The organism is Bradyrhizobium sp. 195 (genome assembly GCF_023101665.1).
In the GTDB taxonomy this organism is placed as follows: domain Bacteria; phylum Pseudomonadota; class Alphaproteobacteria; order Rhizobiales; family Xanthobacteraceae; genus Bradyrhizobium.
Genome location: NZ_CP082161.1, coordinates 2,839,332 through 2,856,144 on the forward strand (window position 1 = coordinate 2,839,332; position 16,813 = coordinate 2,856,144).

The 16,813-nt window shown below is 65.2% G+C and carries 16 protein-coding genes and 1 pseudogene; 13 read left to right on the top strand and 4 right to left on the bottom strand.

Features of this window, described 5'->3' with window-relative positions; all coding sequences use genetic code 11:
* The first annotated feature begins 47 nt into the window (after positions 1–47).
* The 4 genes from ccoG to ccoS are packed head-to-tail and all read left to right on the top strand — an operon-like array spanning position 48 to position 4,388.
* Complete coding sequence (gene ccoG / locus IVB26_RS13190; protein WP_247972055.1) at positions 48–1,514, top strand: cytochrome c oxidase accessory protein CcoG; 1,467 nt, start codon at positions 48–50, stop codon at positions 1,512–1,514.
* A gap of 14 nt (positions 1,515–1,528) precedes the next feature.
* The gene (locus tag IVB26_RS13195; RefSeq protein ID WP_246916818.1) at positions 1,529–2,020 is read left to right on the top strand and encodes a FixH family protein; all 492 of its coding nucleotides are present in this window, start codon (positions 1,529–1,531) and stop codon (positions 2,018–2,020) included.
* Positions 2,021–2,031: 11 nt separating this feature from the next.
* Complete coding sequence (locus tag IVB26_RS13200) at positions 2,032–4,221, top strand: cation-translocating P-type ATPase (protein WP_247972056.1); 2,190 nt, start codon at positions 2,032–2,034, stop codon at positions 4,219–4,221.
* Entirely contained in the window at positions 4,221–4,388 is a 168-nt protein-coding gene (gene ccoS / locus IVB26_RS13205) for a cbb3-type cytochrome oxidase assembly protein CcoS (RefSeq protein ID WP_008550618.1), read from the top strand. Before IVB26_RS13200 ends, ccoS begins: the two co-directional genes overlap by 1 nt.
* Here ccoS and IVB26_RS13210 read toward each other — a convergent pair.
* Together IVB26_RS13210 and IVB26_RS13215 are read right to left on the bottom strand one after the other, a co-directional pair.
* Positions 4,385–5,587: an MFS transporter gene (locus tag IVB26_RS13210; RefSeq protein WP_247972057.1), complete on the bottom strand. Its 1,203-nt coding sequence runs from the start codon at positions 5,585–5,587 to the stop codon at positions 4,385–4,387. The two genes, ccoS and IVB26_RS13210, sit on opposite strands and share 4 nt — an antisense overlap.
* Before the next feature lie 86 nt (positions 5,588–5,673).
* The gene (locus tag IVB26_RS13215; RefSeq protein WP_247972058.1) at positions 5,674–6,156 is read right to left on the bottom strand and encodes a cupin domain-containing protein; all 483 of its coding nucleotides are present in this window, start codon (positions 6,154–6,156) and stop codon (positions 5,674–5,676) included.
* A gap of 12 nt (positions 6,157–6,168) precedes the next feature.
* On the opposite strand from IVB26_RS13215, the gene IVB26_RS13220 reads away from it, so the two are divergent.
* The 3 genes from IVB26_RS13220 (at position 6,169) to IVB26_RS13230 (ending at position 7,478) form a co-directional block, all read left to right on the top strand.
* Positions 6,169–6,345 carry a hypothetical protein gene (locus tag IVB26_RS13220; RefSeq protein ID WP_247972059.1) on the top strand — a complete coding sequence of 59 codons (177 nt, stop codon included), beginning with the start codon at positions 6,169–6,171 and terminating at the stop codon, positions 6,343–6,345.
* A gap of 48 nt (positions 6,346–6,393) precedes the next feature.
* Entirely contained in the window at positions 6,394–6,678 is a 285-nt protein-coding gene (locus IVB26_RS13225) for a hypothetical protein (protein ID WP_038946988.1), read from the top strand.
* 83 nt (positions 6,679–6,761) lie between these two features.
* Entirely contained in the window at positions 6,762–7,478 is a 717-nt protein-coding gene (locus IVB26_RS13230) for a peroxiredoxin-like family protein (RefSeq protein WP_247972060.1), read from the top strand.
* Positions 7,479–7,652: 174 nt separating this feature from the next.
* Here the strand turns inward: IVB26_RS13230 and IVB26_RS13235 are convergent, their stop codons facing one another.
* A complete protein-coding gene (locus IVB26_RS13235) occupies positions 7,653–8,534 on the bottom strand; it encodes a LysR family transcriptional regulator (RefSeq protein ID WP_247972061.1) in 882 nt (293 codons plus the stop codon).
* Between the two features lie 260 nt (positions 8,535–8,794).
* Here IVB26_RS13235 and IVB26_RS13240 point away from each other — a divergent pair.
* The 3 genes and pseudogenes from IVB26_RS13240 to IVB26_RS13250 all read left to right on the top strand — a co-directional run.
* Positions 8,795–9,014, top strand: a pseudogene (locus tag IVB26_RS13240) (SDR family oxidoreductase); the annotation flags it as partial.
* Between the two features lie 69 nt (positions 9,015–9,083).
* Positions 9,084–10,226, top strand: coding sequence for a patatin-like phospholipase family protein (locus tag IVB26_RS13245; RefSeq protein ID WP_247972062.1), 1,143 nt, complete (start codon positions 9,084–9,086; stop codon positions 10,224–10,226).
* Between the two features lie 92 nt (positions 10,227–10,318).
* Positions 10,319–11,269 carry an oxygenase MpaB family protein gene (locus IVB26_RS13250; RefSeq protein WP_247972063.1) on the top strand — a complete coding sequence of 317 codons (951 nt, stop codon included), beginning with the start codon at positions 10,319–10,321 and terminating at the stop codon, positions 11,267–11,269.
* 291 nt (positions 11,270–11,560) lie between these two features.
* On the opposite strand, the gene glgA is transcribed toward IVB26_RS13250, so the two are convergent.
* The gene (gene glgA, locus IVB26_RS13255) at positions 11,561–12,976 is read right to left on the bottom strand and encodes a glycogen synthase GlgA (RefSeq protein WP_247972064.1); all 1,416 of its coding nucleotides are present in this window, start codon (positions 12,974–12,976) and stop codon (positions 11,561–11,563) included.
* A 194-nt stretch (positions 12,977–13,170) separates the two neighbouring features.
* Here glgA and IVB26_RS13260 point away from each other — a divergent pair, with 194 nt between their 5' ends.
* The 3 genes from IVB26_RS13260 (at position 13,171) to IVB26_RS13270 (ending at position 16,796) form a co-directional block, all read left to right on the top strand.
* Positions 13,171–14,367 (top strand): CaiB/BaiF CoA transferase family protein, encoded by a 1,197-nt coding sequence (locus tag IVB26_RS13260; RefSeq protein WP_247972065.1) that lies wholly within the window; start codon positions 13,171–13,173, stop codon positions 14,365–14,367.
* A gap of 148 nt (positions 14,368–14,515) precedes the next feature.
* Positions 14,516–15,583 (top strand): alcohol dehydrogenase, encoded by a 1,068-nt coding sequence (locus IVB26_RS13265; RefSeq protein ID WP_247972066.1) that lies wholly within the window; start codon positions 14,516–14,518, stop codon positions 15,581–15,583.
* Positions 15,584–15,716: 133 nt separating this feature from the next.
* Positions 15,717–16,796, top strand: a complete 1,080-nt coding sequence (locus IVB26_RS13270) for an isocitrate/isopropylmalate dehydrogenase family protein (RefSeq protein ID WP_247972067.1) — start codon at positions 15,717–15,719, stop codon at positions 16,794–16,796.
* Positions 16,797–16,813 lie beyond the last annotated feature (17 nt).

Below are 16,813 nucleotides of genomic sequence, written 5' to 3' on the forward strand. Positions count from 1 at the left end.
CGGCGTCGGGTCTAGGTTTAATCGCACCTCTCGAAAAGCTCTAGGTGATGAACAAGACCGTGAACCCGAAAGACCTCACATTGGACGACGACAACGGGCCGCTCTACGCGGCCCGGAAGAAGGTCTATCCCCAGAGCGTCTCCGGCACGTTCCGCCGGATCAAATGGGGCCTGATGGCGTTCTGCCTCGGTGTCTATTATTTCCTGCCCTTCGTGCGTTGGAACCGCGGCCTCGGCGCGCCCAGCCAGGCGGTGCTGATCGACCTTCCCAACAGCCGCTTCTATTTCTTCTTCATCGAGCTGTGGCCGCAGGAGGTCTACTACTTCACGGGCCTGTTGATCGTCGCCGCGGTGGCGCTGTTCCTGATGAACTCGCTCGGCGGCCGCATCTGGTGCGGCTATCTCTGCCCGCAGACGGTGTGGACCGACCTGTTCTACGCCGTCGAGCGTCTGATCGAGGGCGACCGGCGCGAGCGGATGAAGAAGGACAAATCGTCCGATCCGATGAAGCTCGAGCGCATCTCCGAGATCGTGCTCAAGCATTCGATCTGGCTCCTGATCGCCTGGTGGACCGGCGGCGCCTGGGTGCTCTATTTCAACGACGCGCCGACGCTGGTAAAGGAGCTCGTCACCTTCCAGGCGCCGATGATCGCCTATATCTGGATCGGCATCCTGACCGCGACGACCTACGTGCTCGCCGGCTTCATGCGCGAGCAGGTCTGCACCTATATGTGCCCGTGGCCGCGGATTCAGGCCGCGCTCACCGACGAATGGGCGCTCAACGTCACCTATCGCTACGACCGAGGCGAGAAGCGTACCTCGGTCAAGAAGGCTGCCGAGCTGCGCGCGCTCGGCGAGCAGGTTGGCGATTGCGTCGATTGCTACCAGTGCGTCGCGGTTTGCCCCACCGGCATCGACATCCGAAACGGACCGCAGATGGAATGCATTCAGTGCGGTCTCTGCATCGACGCCTGCGACAACGTGATGACGAAAATCGGCCGACCGAAGCGCCTGATCGGCTACGACAACGACATCAACATTCAGCGCCGCCAGGAAGGCAAGGCGCCGATCTACCGCATCGTCCGGCCCCGCACCATCGTCTACAGCGCCATTATCGCGGCCATCGGCGGCTTCATGATCTACACGCTGGCGACGCGCAGCCTGCTCGACGTCAACGTCCTGCACGATCGCAATCCGGTCGCGGTCAAGCTCAGCGACGGCTCGATCCGCAACGCCTACACGGTGCGCCTGCTGAACAAGAGCGGCTACGACCGTGTCATCGCGATCGACGCGAACGGTCCGGCCAACGCGACCATTCACGTGATCGGCGTCGATTCAGTGACGCCGGACCGGCCGATGATCGTGATACCGCGCGACTCCACCAGCGAGCTGCGGCTGCTTGTCACGGCGCCGGCCGAGAACAACACGGAGAAGTCGGTCCCCGTTCGCTTCCACGTCACCGATATCGGGCTCGGCGAGGTCGCTTCCGCCACCGACAATTTCGTCTCGCCTTGAGTCTGGAGTGAGCCATGGCATCCGCCCCGAAGCCGTTGACCGGAACGAAAGTCTTCCTGATGCTGGTCGCTTTCTTCGGCCTCGTGATCGGCGTCAACGTCACCATGATGAAGCTTGCGATCGCGACGCTGCCCGGCACCGATGTGGACAGCCCCTATGCCGCCGGCCTGACCTACGACCGCGAGATCTCGGCGGCGCATGACCAGGCGCTGCGCAAATGGAAGGTCAACGCCCATATCGAGCGGCGCAACGACGGCGGCGCCGTGGTCCAGGTCGAAGCCCGCGATGCCGGCGGTCAGCCGATCGCCGGACTGAAATTCGGCGGACGGCTGGAGCGGCCGACCGACAAGCGCGCCGATCTCGCCGTCGAGCTCACCGAGGCCGGCATCGGCCTCTATCGCGGCAATGCCGAGTCCGTCGCGCCCGGGCAATGGGATCTGGTGATCGAGGGCGAGGCGCGGGGGACGCGCGTGTTCCTGTCGCGCAATCGCGTGATCCTGAACTGAGGGACTTCGACATGCACGTCACGTGGGATTTCTCGCACTACGTCCGGACCGCGGGCGAGGGTGTCCAGCACATCGATCTCGCGGTCGAAGGCGTTCACTGCGCCGGCTGCATGGCGAAGATCGAACGCGGCCTGTCCGCCATTCCCGACGTCACGCTGGCGCGCGTCAATCTCACCGACCGCCGCGTCGCGCTGGAATGGAAGGCGGGCACGCTCGACCCGAGCCGGTTCATCGATCGCCTCGAGGAGCTCGGTTACAAGGCCTATCCGTTCGAGACAGAGAGCGCGGAGGTGGCGGAGGTCGCCGAATCGCGCTTCCTGCTGCGCTGCCTCGGCGTCGCGGCGTTCGCCACCATGAACGTGATGATGCTGTCGATCCCGGTGTGGTCGGGCAACGTCTCGGACATGCTACCCGAGCAGCGCGACTTCTTCCATTGGCTGTCGGCGCTGATCGCATTGCCGGCGGCGGCCTATGCCGGCCAACCGTTCTTCCGCTCGGCCTGGCACGCGTTGTCGGCAAAGACGACCAACATGGACGTGCCGATCTCGATCGGCGTGATCCTGGCGCTCGGCATGTCCGTGGTCGAGACCATCCACCACGCCGAGCACGCCTATTTCGACGCGGCGATCATGCTGCTGACCTTCCTGCTGGTCGGCCGCTTCCTCGACCAGAATATGCGCCGGCGGACCCGCGCCGTCGCCGGCAATCTCGCGGCGCTGAAGGCGGAAACGGCCGCGAAGTTCGTCGGCCCTGATGAAATCTCGCAGGTGCCGGTGGCCGCGATCCATCCCGGCGACATCGTGCTGTTGCGGCCCGGCGAGCGCTGCGCGGTCGACGGCACCGTGATCGAGGGCCGTTCGGAGATCGACCAGAGCCTGATCACCGGCGAGACGCTCTATGTCACGGCCGAGCAGGGCACGCCGGTCTATGCGGGATCGATGAACATCTCCGGCACGCTGCGGGTGCGGGTCTCGGCCGCGTCCGAGGCGACGCTGCTCGCCGAGATCACGCGGCTGCTCGACAACGCGCTCCAGGCCCGCTCGCGCTACATGCGTCTCGCCGACCGCGCCTCGCGGCTCTACGCGCCAGTGGTGCATGCGACTGCATTTCTGACCATTCTCGGCTGGGTCATTGCCGGCGCGTCCTGGCATGATGCGATCGTGACCGGCGTTGCCGTGCTGATCATCACTTGTCCCTGCGCGCTGGGGCTTGCCATTCCGACCGTGCAGACGATCGCCTCCGGTGCGATGTTCAAGTCCGGAGTGCTGCTGAATTCCGGCGACGCGATCGAGCGGTTGGCCGAGACCGACCATGTCATCTTCGACAAGACCGGCACGCTGACGCTGCCCGATCTCGAAGTGATGAATGCCGCCGACATTCCCGCCGATGTCTTCGAGCTCGCCGGCCGCCTTGCGCTGTCGAGCCATCATCCGGTTGCCGCCGCCGTCGCGCAAGCGGCTGGCGCCAGATCGCCTGTTGTCGGTGCGGTCGAAGAGGCCGGGCAGGGCGTCCGTGCGACATTGGACGGCGTCGAGCTCCGCCTTGGCCGCCTTTCTTTCTGCCGCGCGGAGGCACTGGTCGGCAGCGCCATGGTCGATCCCGAAGCCTCCATCGTCGCTTTCAGCAAGGGCAGCGACAGGTTCATCCTCTCGGTCCGCCAAGGCCTGCGTCCGGATGCGCAGGCTGTGATCGCGTCGCTGAAGGCGCGCAACATTGGCATCGAGATTCTCTCCGGCGACCGCGAGCCGGCGGTGAAGGCGGCGGCCCACGCGCTCGACATTCCCGAATGGCGCGCCGGCGTCACGCCGGCCGACAAGATCGCGCGGATCGAGGAATTGAAGCGGCGCGGCGCAAAAGTGCTGATGGTCGGCGACGGCATGAACGACGCGCCCTCGCTCGCGGCAGCCCATGTCTCGATGTCGCCGATTTCGGCCGCGCATCTGAGCCAGGCCACCGCCGATCTCGTCTTCCTCGGCCGGCCGCTGTTTCCGGTGGTTGCCGCCATCGACGCCTCGCGCAAGGCGCTGCATCTGATGCGGCAGAACCTCTGGCTCGCGATCGGATACAATGTTCTGGCGGTGCCGGTTGCAATCAGCGGGGTCGTGACGCCCCTGATCGCGGCTGCGGCCATGAGCGGATCCTCGATCCTGGTCATGCTGAATTCGCTGCGCGCCCGCAGCGCCTCGCGGGAGATCGTGTGATGGAAATCCTCGTCATCCTGGTCCCATTGGCGCTGATGCTCGGAGGTGCCGGTCTCGTCGCCTTCCTATGGTCGCTCAGGAGCGGCCAATACGACGATCTCGACGGTGCCGCCTGGCGCGCCATCGCCGACGATGAGCCGCCGCAGGAAGCCCCGGCGAAACGTTAGCGCTTCAAGCCAGTCGTGAGCAGAGCTGCGGCCGCGAGGGCCAAACCTGCTCCGGCCACGCATGCGGACCAGCCGAAGGTGTCGAACAGCCGTCCGAGCACGGCCGTGCCGACGAGGCCACCACAGAAATAGCACGCCAGATAAGAGCCGCTGGCGATGCCGCGGTTGTCGGTGGCTGTCCGTCCGACGAAGCCGGTGGCGGCCGCTTGGGCGAAGAAGGTGCCGACGCCGACCAGAACCATGCCGGTGAGTACCGCGCTCAGATGTGGCGACAGCATCAATGGCAAGCCGGTACCGGCGACGGCGAGCGAGCCCCAGATCGCCGGCCGTGGTCCGAGGCGCGATGCGACCCTTCCGGCCAGCAACGTCGTGGCCACCGAGGGCAGGAAGACGAAATAGACGAAGCCAAGACCCATCATGCCAAGCGATAGCGGCGGCTGGACCAGAACGAAATTGACGAAGGTGAAGGTGCCGATGAAGGCGAACAGGATGCAGAAGCCGATGCCGTAGGCCGCGCGCAGCTGCGGATCGCGCCAATGCATAACCATCGCGACGAGCGGCGATTCCGTCGCAGTCATCGCATGCATCGGTTTGACGCGCGCGATGGTGAAATAGACCAGCGCCGCGCCGGCGAGATTCAGGGCTGCGAACAGGTAGAAATTCCACGCGAGGCCAAAGCCGTCGGCGACCGCCGCCGAGATCAGCCGGCCGACGAGATTGCTGGCGACGTTTCCGGTGATGTAGGCGGCAAACGCGCCGCCCGCGTCCATGGCGCTGCATTGCTCGCCGAGATAGGCGAGGGTGAGCGCGAAGGCGGACGCCATGCACAGGCCCTGCGCGACCCGCAAGCTGGTGAAGACGGCAAGATTGGGCGCCGAGGCCAGCAGGCTGGTGGGGATCGCCAGCAGTGCCAGGCTGAGCAGGATGCCGGTCCGCCGGTTGATGTGCGGGCTGAAAAAGCCGACGACGAGACTGGCTGTGGCCATGCCGAAGGTGCTGGCGTTGACGGCAAAGCCCATCGCCGCGGGCGGCACGCTGTAGTGCCGCGTCAGCGAAGGAAGGATCGCCTGCGTCGCGAAGAGATCGACGACGGTCAGGAATGCGGTGAGGCCGATCACGAGCGATCGCATTGCCAAACCCGGCGAGTGCGCCTCCATCGTCATCGCGGCCGGTTTGATCGGGGCGGAAAGATCGGTCATGGCGTGATTGTCCTGTGAGGATGTGGCGCCTGGCATGGGATCCCGGGGCCACATCCCTCAACGTGCGCTGGGGCTGGGTGCGCTCGTCACATGTGGTGGTCGTTGGGATCCTTGCGGACGTCGCCGACATAGAGAATGACGGTCTCCTTGCCGAGGTTCTTCCACCAATGCGAGGTGCCGTAGACCTCGGGACGGATATCGCCGGCCTTGTGCATGATCGGATCGACGCAGTTGGAGGCGTATTCGACGATCTCGCCCTGCTGCACGAAGATCAATGCGGGCCGATCGTCGTGGCTGTGCCAGGGCACGATGCCGCCGGGCTCGATGGTCAGCTTGCGGAAGCGCAGTTCGCGGCCCTCGATATGGGCCGGCTGCTTGCCAAGGTCGATCGCGCCCAGCGTCACGTCGGTGACGCCGACCGGCTTGTAGTCGACCATCTGCTGGGCGTTCGGCTTGATCTTGCCGGCCGGACACTCGCCGGCAGCGACCGGCTGCGCCGAGAGCGTGAGCGCGCCGGCGATGGCGAGGCTCGGCCAGATCAGACGCGACAAGGCGTGGCTCCTAGACATGGGAGGTCTCCTGTGTTGGCCGCAACCCCGCTGGTCGCCGGCTATGACGGGAGCTTCATCGAGATTGCGTCCATGCTGAAATGCCGGCTTGCTCTCGATGCGATAGCGCTGCGCTATGTTGATGTGCGGCGGCTATCGATCCGATTGGGCAACGGCATTTCCGCTTTCGAGGCATTTGGCGTCCGATGACAGGGCGCCCGATTGGCGGGCGTTCACGTCAATCCGGAGGAGCCCCCCATGCCGAAATTGTCCAAGACCTTGATCGCCACCGCTGCGTTTGCGGTTATCGCCACCTCGGCCTTCTCGGAGGCTGCCTGGGACTTCAAGGCCGGCATGGCCTATGTCTATGGTGGCCCCGGCAAGATGTCGGCGATGGCCATGGCGCCGGCCGAGAAGAACCACGAGGCAATGATGAAGAACGCCAAGAAGGTCCCAGACAACACCGTCTTCTTCATGAGCAACGGATCGCTGTACTCCACCTCGGGACGGCTCGATCCTACCGGCAATTTCTACGTGAACTGAACGGGACCAGGTATCGCGGCCGCCCCTTGCGGGCGGCCGAACCCGGAAACAAATATTCACCGAATGCAATGCCGGAGCAGAAGATGACATCTCTCTCGCCAACCGATGCCGAACAGCTCAGGATTGCCTTCCAGCGCTGCCGCGATATGGACGGCACGCTGAACGAACAGCTCCGCGCCTATGCCGATGCCAGCCGCGCGGTCTTTCCGGCCTATGGCGAGGCAGTCGATCGCCTGGTGGCGAGATTGGGCGGGAACGGCGGTGGCGAGTCGGCTCCGCGCCCGGGCGATGCGATGCCGCCGTTCATGCTGCCGGACGAGGAGGGGCGCCTCGTCACGCTGCCTTCGCTGCTGGAGCGCGGTCCGCTTGCCGTGATGTTCTTCCGCGGCCATTGGTGTCCCTATTGCCGGCTCAATGTCCGCGCCGTGGTCCAGGCGCTCGACCGCATCAAGGCCATGGGGGCGCAGGTCGTCGCAATCATGCCGGAGACGCAGGAATACACGGGGCGACTCAAGGCTGAATTCGGCGCGCCGTTTCCGATCCTGACCGATCTCGACAACGGCTATGCGCTGTCGCTTAACCTCGCGATCTGGCTCGGCGCCGAGATCCAGAGCCTGTTGTCCTACCAGGAGATGGCGAAATTCCACGGCAATGACGGCTGGATGCTGCCGATCCCGGCGGTGTTCGTGGTCGGCCGCGACAGCATCGTGAAAGCGCGCTTCGTCGACCCAGATTTCCGTAAGCGCATGGAGATCGATGATCTGCTCGCGGCGCTGGAGAGCGGGGGTAGGGAGAACTGAGGCTCGACTTTGAAGGTGGCGCGAAGCGCCGGATGAGGGGTATCTATCCGCATGCACTGATGCTCGCCGAGACATACCCCTTACCCAAGCGTGTCTGCGTCTACCAGCGTCGCTACCCTCTCCCACAAGGGGCGAGGGCACAGCAATGCGCGTCTCGCCTAGTGCAACGCTCTGCTACCCCGCAATCTCCCGCCAGTCGGCGCCGCGCAGCATGCGCATGACGGCGTTGGCGACCGCCGTGCGCTGCCGGCCGGCCACGCCGTAAAGGTTGACGGTGCGACGGGCGTCCAGCCCCGCGACGGTGGCGCGCGTCAGCGTTTCCGGCAGGGGCGAGGTGTGCGGCACCATAGCGACGCCGATGTCGGCTTCAACCAGCTCGATCAGATCGCGTTCGCTCGAGATTTCGTGGCCATGCTCGATCCCGTGCTCCCGCAGGCTGGCGGAGATGCGGCGCGCGTGCTCGCAGAAAGTGCGGCTCAGCAACTGCTCGGAGCGCAGATCCTCCAGTTCGATGCTGCGGCGGCCGGCCAGCCGATGTCGGTCGCCAACGACGAGCTCGAAGCTCTCGGTGAACAGCGGCCAGACGTCGAGCCGGTCCCAGGCTTCGTCGATGTCGGCGGCAATGCCGAGCTCGGCTTCTCCCTTCTTGAGAAAATCGCCGACCTCGCGGGCCGTCCCGCGCAGGAAGCGCAGTTCGAGCCGGTTGAACTGCCGCCTGATCTCGTTGAGGTGGGGAATCAGCAAGGCCAGATCGATCGAATGCGTCAACGCGATACGGAGCGCGCCGACCTCTCCGCTCTTGAATGAGGAGGCGAGCGAGCGCGCGCCGGCCGCGGCGTCATAGCACTGCTTCAGCAGCGGATGCATGCGCTGGCCGAGCTCGGTCAGTTGCGCCGCCGGCCGCTCGCGGCGAAACAGGTCGCCGCCGAGCTCGCCCTCGAGCTGCTTGATCGCGCGCGTCAGCGAGGGCTGCGTCACGTTGCACTCCTCCGCCGCGCGCGTGAAGTTCAAGAGCTGCGCTACCGCAAGGAAATAGCGGACCTGGTGCATTTCCATGGATCGGCTCCCAGCAAGATCAGTCGGAAACTCTAGCCGATCGGGACGGGAAATGACATCCCGCCTGCGATAGCGCGGACGTATCAACTCGGAAGCCAACCGGCATTTCCGCAAGGCACGGTGATCCCGCAGATTTCGCTGCACCCATGGCGCGGTGTCGCGCCCAGAAGAGGTCTGGATCATGAATATCCCGATCAAGACGCAGGCGTCCGCTTCGCCGCGCGTGCTGGCCGGCAAGGTGGCGCTCGTCACGGGATCAGTACGTCTATACGCCGCTGGTGGAAGCGCACGGTCAGGCCAAAGCGCACGGCATTTCCCGCGACCAGGTCATCCGCGACGTGCTGCTGGCGCAGCAAGCCCAACAAGCGCTTTGCCACGGTCGAGGAGCTCGGCGCGCTCGCGGTGTTCCTATCGACGGACGCGGCCACTTCGATCACCGGCGTCGCGCTTCCGGTCGACGGCGGCTGGACCGCGCATTAACATGGGCCGCGGTAACAAATCGCAGCGGTAGTGACTATCCAGGCAGTGCAGGCTGATCAGGAGCAAACCATGAACGGCACGCAGAATATCATCCAGCGCAACGACCTGCCGGGTCAGGTCGTGCTCGTGCTCCAGGGCGGCGGCGCGCTCGGCTCCTACCAGGCCGGCGTCTACCAGGCGCTGCACGAGGCCGGCATCGAGCCGGACTGGATCATCGGCACCTCGATCGGCGCCATCAATGCGAGCCTCATTGCGGGCAACGCGCCGGAGAACCGGCTCGCGCATTTGAGAGAGTTCTGGAAGCGCATGGAGCAGCAGCCGGTCTGGGACTGGCGCGCCGCGTTCCCCGGCTTCAACGAGAAGCTGGCCTATTGGTCGACGGTCACCCACGGCATCCCAGGTTTCTTCCGGCCCAACCCGCTGGCGCATGCCGGCGATTCCTATCCGCTGGGCGCCGATCACGCCGGCTTCTATTCGACGACGCCGCTGGAGAGGACGCTGAGCGAGTTGGTCGATTTCGATCTGGCCAATCGCTGCGCGCCGCGCCTCACGGTCGGTGCGGCTCATGTCGGCACCAGCGAAATGCGCTATTTCGACAGCCGTGACGGTGAGCTGTCGGTGAAGCATGTGATGGCTTCGGGCGCGCTGCCGCCGGCTTTCCCGGCGGTGCGCATCGACGGCGAGCTCTATTGGGACGGAGGCATCCTGTCGAACACGCCCACGGAAGCGGTGTTCGACGACAATCCACGCAGGGATTCGCTGATCTTCTCCGTGCATCTGTGGAATCCGATCGGACCGGAGCCGACCACCATGGCGGAGGTGCTGAACCGGCACAAGGACGTGCAATATTCCAGCCGCATCGCCAGCCAGATCGTGCGACAGCAGCAGGCCCATCGCCTGCGCCATGTCATCAACGAGCTCGCGGCGCGGCTTTCCGAGAGCGAGCGCAGCGATCCCGCGGTCATGGAGCTGATGAGCTATGGCTGCCCGACCCGCATGCATGTGGTGCGGCTGCTGGCGCCGCAGCTCGAGCACGAGACCCATACCAAGGATATCGATTTCAGTCCGTCGGGGATCACGCGGCGCTGGCATGCCGGCTACGCTCACACGCGGTCGGTGCTGGCGCGCAAACCCTGGATCGGCGAGTTCGATCCGCTTGCCGGCGTGGTGCTGCACGAGCATACGGACGAGATGCCGATTGCGGCGGAGTGAAGGCCTCGCCCGTCATTTGTCATGGGCGGCGGCGATGTCGCGAGCGCGCGGACTGGGCTATCGTCGCGGCGGCTTCGTCGCGAGGCTCGCAAATGGTCGTTGAAAAGGATCTGGAAACAGCACTCGATCAGGTCCGCGCTGACGCGGTGGACCCGATCGCAGGCATATTCGGCCCCGACACGGTGACATGGCGGATGGACCGCGAGGCGGTCATCTTTCTCGGCGCCGGTCGCGCGCTGCTCCTGCAACTGGCCCATCCCTGGGTCGCCGCCGCCATCGCCGAGCATTCCAACACCTTTGCCGATCCGATCGGTCGCTTCCACCGCACCTTCGACATCGTCTTTGCCATGGTGTTCGGCTCGCTCGACCGGGCATTGCTATCGTCCCGGCAACTGCATCGGCGCCACGGCATGATCGCCGGCGAGATGCCCGAGACAGTCGGCCCCTTTGCTGCAGGTTCTCGCTATTGTGCGAACGACATCCCGTCGCTGCGCTGGGTCCATGCGACGCTGGTGGAGTCCGCGCTCATGGCGCACGATCTGGTCCTGCCGCCTCTCTCGGCGGAGGAGCGCGAGCGTTACTGGACCGAGAGCCGGCTGTTCGGGGCCTTGTTCGGACTAACGGCGGACCACCTGCCGGTGGATTGGTCGGGCTTTACGGCCTACACTGCGGCGATGGCTCAATCGGAGACGCTGACCGTCAGCCCGGCGGCACGCGAGATCGCCGCGCAGATCTTTGGCGGCGCGCGTCCGTGGTTGCGGCCGCCGCGTTGGTATCGCGCGCTCACGGCGAGGATGTTGCCGGAGCGCTTGCGCGCGGGCTTCGGGTTTGAGCTCGATGAGCGCGACACCAGATCCGCTGAATGTGCGCTGAGATGGATCAGGCGCGTCTATCCAAGATTGCCTGATAGGTTGCGCTATGTCGGCCCCTACCAGGAAGCGCAGGCGCGCTTGCGGGGCGAGCCGCAGCCCGATTGGATGGTCCGCTGTCTGAACAGGGCGTGGATCGGCCGGCCGCAGATGGATGTGCGCGGGAAGGGGTGAAGGCCTCCGCTGCTTTTGGTCCCGTCTTCCTGAGGTGCTCCTGGCGCGATGCGGAGCATCACGCCAGGAGCCTCGAAGGATGCACGGCCCCGCTGCTGCAGCCTGGCCGTCGCCCTTCGAGGGCCGCTGAAGAAGCGGCCACCTCAGGGTGACGGTGATGGAGCGGCGGCGCCTCCACATCGTCATTGCGAGCGCAGCGAAGCAATCCAGACTGTCACCGCGGAGGCAGTCTGGATTGCTTCGTCGCTTCGCTCCTCGCAATGACGGAGGGTGAGGAAGCGCCGTTCAGCCTCACACCGACGCCAGCTTCCGGTACAGCGCGCTGTAGCTGCCGGCCGAGATGCTCCAGGAGAACGAGCGTCCCATGGCGCTGCGGCGCATGGTGTCGAGCTGGTCGTGCGCAACGAAAGCCGAGAAGGCCCGGCGCACGCCGCCGAGGAAGGAATCGCGCGATGGTTTCGAGAACAGGAAACCGGTCTCGCCGTCGGTGATGGTCTCGGCAAGGCCGCCGGTCTGGTGCCCGATCGGCAGCGAGCCGAAGCGCTGGGCGTACATCTGGCTGAGCCCGCACGGCTCGAAGCGCGACGGCATCAAGGTGAAGTCGCTGCCGGCGAAGATGCGGCGCGCCTGGGCGTCGTTGAAGCCGATCACCACGCCGATGGCGTCGGGGCGGCGGCGATGCGCGTCGATCAAGGCCTGCTCGAGCGCCGGCTCGCCGGAGCCGGTGACCACGATCTGCCCGCCGGCATCGACGATCTCGTCGGCCGCCGACAGCACGAGGTCGATGCCCTTCTGGTGCACGAGACGGGCGACGATGCCGAACATCGGGCCGCGCGAGACCGCAAGCCCGAACTGCTTGCGGACGTAATCCGCGTTGGCCTTCTTGCCGATCCAATCACCGGCGCCGAATTGCTGGGCGAGCTGGGCGCAGGAGCGCGGGTCCCAGCTCTCGTCGATGCCGTTGAGGATGCCGGTGAGCTCGGCGGCGTCGGAGCGGACGCGAAGCAGTCCCTCGAGGCCGCAGCCGAATTCCTCCGTCGTGATCTCCCGCGCATAAGTGCCACTGACGGTGGTGAGGTGCGAGGCGTAGACGAGGCCGGCCTTGAGGAAGGAGACCTGATCGTAGAATTCGACGCCGTCGATGTGGAAGGAGCTTTCCGGTGCGCCGATCCGCCGCAGCGAGGCCTTCGGGAAGAGGCCCTGATAGGCGAGGTTGTGAATGGTCAGGATCGACGGCAGCTTGGCGCCGCGCCAGGCAAGATAGGCCGGCACAAGCGAGGCCTGCCAGTCATTGGCATGGATAAGGTCAGCTGCCCAATTCTTGTCCAGCTTGCCCATGGCGAGCTCAGCGGCTGCCGAGGCAAGGCGCGCGAAGCGGATGTCGTTGTCCGGCCAGTCGCGCCCGGATTCGTCGCCATAGGGGTTGCCGGGGCGGTCGTAGAGTTGTGAGCACAGCAGCACGTAGACCGGCATTCCGTCCTTCGTCGCGGCCCGGCCGAGCGAGCAGGCCGGCATTTCCGCGAATGCGGGGCAGCGGCCAACGATCTGAATATGCGTGAGTTGCTCGATGATGTCGCGATAACCGGGCAGCATGATCCGGATATCGGCAAAGGAGCGAAGGGCGCGGGGGAGGGCGGCCGAAACGGCTCCGAGTCCGCCAACGCGGACGAAGTCGTCCATCTCTGTGGTGACGAACAAGACCCTCAAGAACAGCTGCCCTCTTCCGATCCCGTTCGCTGCTATGCAAGAACGGGTCCAGTTGTCCTGGAATTCTTAAAGCCCGCCCACGCGGCGCGTCCGTTCGGTAAACACTTTCCTACTCAGCCGCCGCCCTCTAGGGTCGCCGCATCAACAACAGAGAACTTCGATAGTTCCTAAGAGACCCAAGGACGTAAGCAGGCATGCAGCTAGCAGATAAGCATGAGGGGACGACGACAAAGGCCTTCGCGGGGCTGCGGGTCCTGGATTTTTCGACCACGATCGCCGGTCCCCATTGCACGCGGATGCTCGCCGACATGGGCGCCGAGGTCATCAAGATCGAGACTGACGGAGGCGAGACGATGCGGACCCGACCCCCGCTGCGCCAGGGGTGCAGCACCGCGTTCGGCCAGCTCAATGTCGGCAAGAAGAGCGTGGTGCTCGACCTCAAGTCCGAAGACGGCAAGGAGACGGTGCGCCGGCTGGCCGCGAGCGCGGACATCCTGGTCGAGAACTTTCGCCCCGGCGTGATGCACCGGCTGCGACTCGACTACGACAGTCTGCGTCCGCTCAACCCGAAGCTGATCTACTGCTCGATCTCGGGCTACGGCCAGACCGGCCCCTCGGCCGAGCTGCCGGCCTATGCGCCGGTGATCCATGCGGCCTCCGGCTACGACATGGCGCATCTCTCCTATCAGCCCGGCCGCAGCCGCCCCGATTCTTGCGGCATCTATCATGCCGACGTCGTCTCCGGCACTTACGGCTTCGGCGCAATCGCGTCCGCGCTCTATCAGCGCACCGTGACAGGGGTTGGCCAGCACATCGACGTCTCCATGATGGAAACGATGCTGTCGCTGACGCTGACCGAATTGCAGACCTCGCAATTCACGGTGAAGCCGACCGCGCGCCCGATGTTCGGGCCAACCGAGACGGCAAACGGGTATGTCATGATCACTGTCGCCAGCGAGAAGACGTTTCAGGGCTTGATGGGCGTGATCGGCCGCCCCGCCTGGATCTCCGATCCGCGCTTCTCGACCTACGCCGCGCGCCGCGAGAACTGGGTCGAGATGATGGACGGTGTCGAAGCCTGGTCACGGCAGCTCACGACCGATGCGTGCCTCGCCGCGCTGGGCTCGGCCGGCGTGCCGGCTTCGGCCTATCGCACCGTGTCCGAGGCACTGACCGATCCGCAGCTCGCGCACCGGCAGGCCTTCTCCGAGGTGCGCGACGAGGGCGGCTCCTTTCAGGTGCTCAACCTGCCGTTCCGGATGTCGGGCGCCGACACCAAGCCCGACAGGACGATGGCCGTGCTCGGCGAGCATACGGATGCGCTGCGCGACGAAATCGGCCTCGCCGATGATGCGCCAATTCCGACGGGCAAAACGGCCGCGACACGCTGAAGCTGAGTATCGTGCAACAAGCAATGCGGCCTTGCGTTCCGTCGGCTTGTCATCCTCGGCCAGCGTCAACTAGACAGACCCCGGTTTGTCTCGCCACGCCACCCATGGCATGGTGGGCGATAACGACAAGCATGCCGGGAGGACGCCGATGAAGAGTTTCAAGGTTGCCGATTTCAAGGCGCCGCTGCAGGAGTTCGACGAGGCGACGCCGCAGCCGTCGGGCACGCAGGTGCTGATCAAGGTGAAGGCGGCCGGCGTCTGCCACAGCGATCTCCACATCTGGGAAGGCGGCTACGATCTCGGTCATGGCCGCAAGCCCCTGTCGCTGAAGGACCGCGGCATCAATCTGCCGCTGACCATGGGGCACGAGACGGTCGGCGAAGTCCTCGCCTTCGGCCCCGACGTGAAGCCGACCGACCAGGGCGACCTCAAGCTCGGCGACGTCAGTCTTGTCTATCCCTGGATCGGGTGCGGTAAATGCGCCACGTGCCTGGCGGGTGACGAGAACATGTGCCTGACGCCGCGCTCGCTCGGCGTCTATTGCGACGGCGGCTATTCCGATCACATGCTGGTGCCGCATCCGCGCTATCTGCTCAATCTGAAGGGCCTCGACCCAGCGACGACCGCGCCCTATGCCTGCTCGGGCGTCACCACCTACAGCGCGCTGAAGAAAGTCGAGCAGCATTTCGACACGCCGATCGTGATGTTCGGTGCCGGCGGCCTCGGCCTGATGGCCCTGTCGCTCTTGAAGGCGATGGGCGGCAAGGGCGCGATCATGGTCGATATCGACGCCAGAAAGCGCGAGGCGGCGGAGAAGGCCGGCGCGCTCGCCACCGTCGATCCCAAGGCGCCGGATGCGCTCGAGCAGCTTGCGAAGAAGGCGGGCGGCCCGATCCGCGCAGTGATTGACCTCGTCGGCAACGCCGCGACGACGCAGCTCGGATTCGACTGCCTGACCAAGGGCGGCAAGCTCGTCATCGTCGGCCTGTTCGGCGGCGGCGCGACCTGGGCGCTGCCGCTGATTCCGATCAAGGCCGTGACGATCCAGGGCAGCTATGTCGGAAACTTGCGCGAGACGCAGGAATTGCTCGACCTCGTGCGCACCAAGAAGGTGCCGCCGATCCCGGTGACGACAGCACCGCTCGCCAAGGCCAACGACGCGCTTGTGCAATTGCAGCAGGGCGCGGTGGTCGGGCGTACGGTGCTGACGCCGTAGTACGACTCTCTCATCCGTCATTGCGAGCGAAGCGAAGCAATCCAGAATCCCTCCGCGGAAATAGTCTGGATTGCTTCGTCGCAAGCGCTCCTCGCAATGACGAGGCCACACCATCCTTCACGCAGGAACACCCATGTCCGCAAACAACGCCTTCCATATTGCCGTGCTCGCCGGTGACGGCATCGGTCCCGAAGTCATGGCGCCGGCCCTCGAGGTGCTGCGCAAGATCGAGCAGAAATCGGATTTGCGGTTCCGCTTTACCGAGGCTCCGGCTGGTGCCAATAACTATCTCGCCACCGGCAAGTCGATGCCTGACACCACCATCAAGCTGTGCGAGGAGGCGGACGCGATTCTGCTCGGAGCCTGCGGTCTGCCATCGGTGCGCTACCCCGACAATACCGAGATCGCGCCGCAGATCGAGCTGCGTTTCATCTTCGACCTCTACGCCGGCGTGCGGCCCGCGCGCCTCATTCCCGGCGTGCCGAGCCCGATCGTCGGTGCTGACCAGCGCGGCATCGATCTCGTCGTGATCCGCGAATCCACTGAGGGCCTGTTCGCCTCGATGGGCAAGGGCGTCGTCACCCATGAGGACGCGCGCGAGACCATGGTGATCACGCGCAAAACCTCCGAACGCCTATTCGAGTTCTCGTTTCGCCTGGCGGAGCGGCGCAAGGCGCGCGGCAAGCCCGGTGCGCTCACCTGCGTCGACAAGACGAATGTGTTCAAGGCGTTTGCGTTCTTCCGCGGCATCTTCGACGAGATTGAGAAGAAGCATCCTGATGTGAAGACCGACCGGCTCTATGTCGATGCCTGCTCGGCGATGCTGGTTAAGCGGCCCTGGGATTTCGACGTGATGGTGATGGAGAACATGTTCGGCGACATCGTCTCCGACATCACCGCGAGCCTGATCGGCGGCCTCGGCATGGCGCCGTCGGCCGACATCGGTGACAAATACGCCGTGTTCCAACCCTGCCACGGCACCGCGCCCGATATCATGGGGCAGGGGAAGGCCAATCCCACCGGCATGATCTTGTCGGCGGCGATGATGCTGGACTGGCTCGCCGACAAGCACGGCATCGAGAGCGCGGCGGAAGCCGGCGAGACGATCGAGCGGGCGGTGGACCAGGTCTATGCCGGCGGCATCAAGCCGATGGAGTTCGGCGGCAGCAACGGCACGGCCGACATCACGAAAGCGGTGCTCGCGACGCTGTAGTCGAACGCCACAAGCAA

Bases quoted from the DNA above. Each gene is read 5' to 3' on its own strand.
- ccoG (WP_247972055.1), top strand. From the start codon at position 48: ATGAACAAGACCGTGAACCCGAAAGACCTCACATTGGACGACGACAAC.
- IVB26_RS13195 (WP_246916818.1), top strand. From the start codon at position 1,529: ATGGCATCCGCCCCGAAGCCGTTGACCGGAACGAAAGTCTTCCTGATG.
- IVB26_RS13200 (WP_247972056.1), top strand. From the start codon at position 2,032: ATGCACGTCACGTGGGATTTCTCGCACTACGTCCGGACCGCGGGCGAG.
- ccoS (WP_008550618.1), top strand. From the start codon at position 4,221: ATGGAAATCCTCGTCATCCTGGTCCCATTGGCGCTGATGCTCGGAGGT.
- IVB26_RS13210 (WP_247972057.1), bottom strand. From the start codon at position 5,587: ATGACCGATCTTTCCGCCCCGATCAAACCGGCCGCGATGACGATGGAG.
- IVB26_RS13215 (WP_247972058.1), bottom strand. From the start codon at position 6,156: ATGTCTAGGAGCCACGCCTTGTCGCGTCTGATCTGGCCGAGCCTCGCC.
- IVB26_RS13225 (WP_038946988.1), top strand. From the start codon at position 6,394: ATGCCGAAATTGTCCAAGACCTTGATCGCCACCGCTGCGTTTGCGGTT.
- IVB26_RS13230 (WP_247972060.1), top strand. From the start codon at position 6,762: ATGACATCTCTCTCGCCAACCGATGCCGAACAGCTCAGGATTGCCTTC.
- IVB26_RS13235 (WP_247972061.1), bottom strand. From the start codon at position 8,534: ATGGAAATGCACCAGGTCCGCTATTTCCTTGCGGTAGCGCAGCTCTTG.
- IVB26_RS13245 (WP_247972062.1), top strand. From the start codon at position 9,084: ATGAACGGCACGCAGAATATCATCCAGCGCAACGACCTGCCGGGTCAG.
- IVB26_RS13250 (WP_247972063.1), top strand. From the start codon at position 10,319: ATGGTCGTTGAAAAGGATCTGGAAACAGCACTCGATCAGGTCCGCGCT.
- IVB26_RS13260 (WP_247972065.1), top strand. From the start codon at position 13,171: ATGCAGCTAGCAGATAAGCATGAGGGGACGACGACAAAGGCCTTCGCG.
- IVB26_RS13265 (WP_247972066.1), top strand. From the start codon at position 14,516: ATGAAGAGTTTCAAGGTTGCCGATTTCAAGGCGCCGCTGCAGGAGTTC.
- IVB26_RS13270 (WP_247972067.1), top strand. From the start codon at position 15,717: ATGTCCGCAAACAACGCCTTCCATATTGCCGTGCTCGCCGGTGACGGC.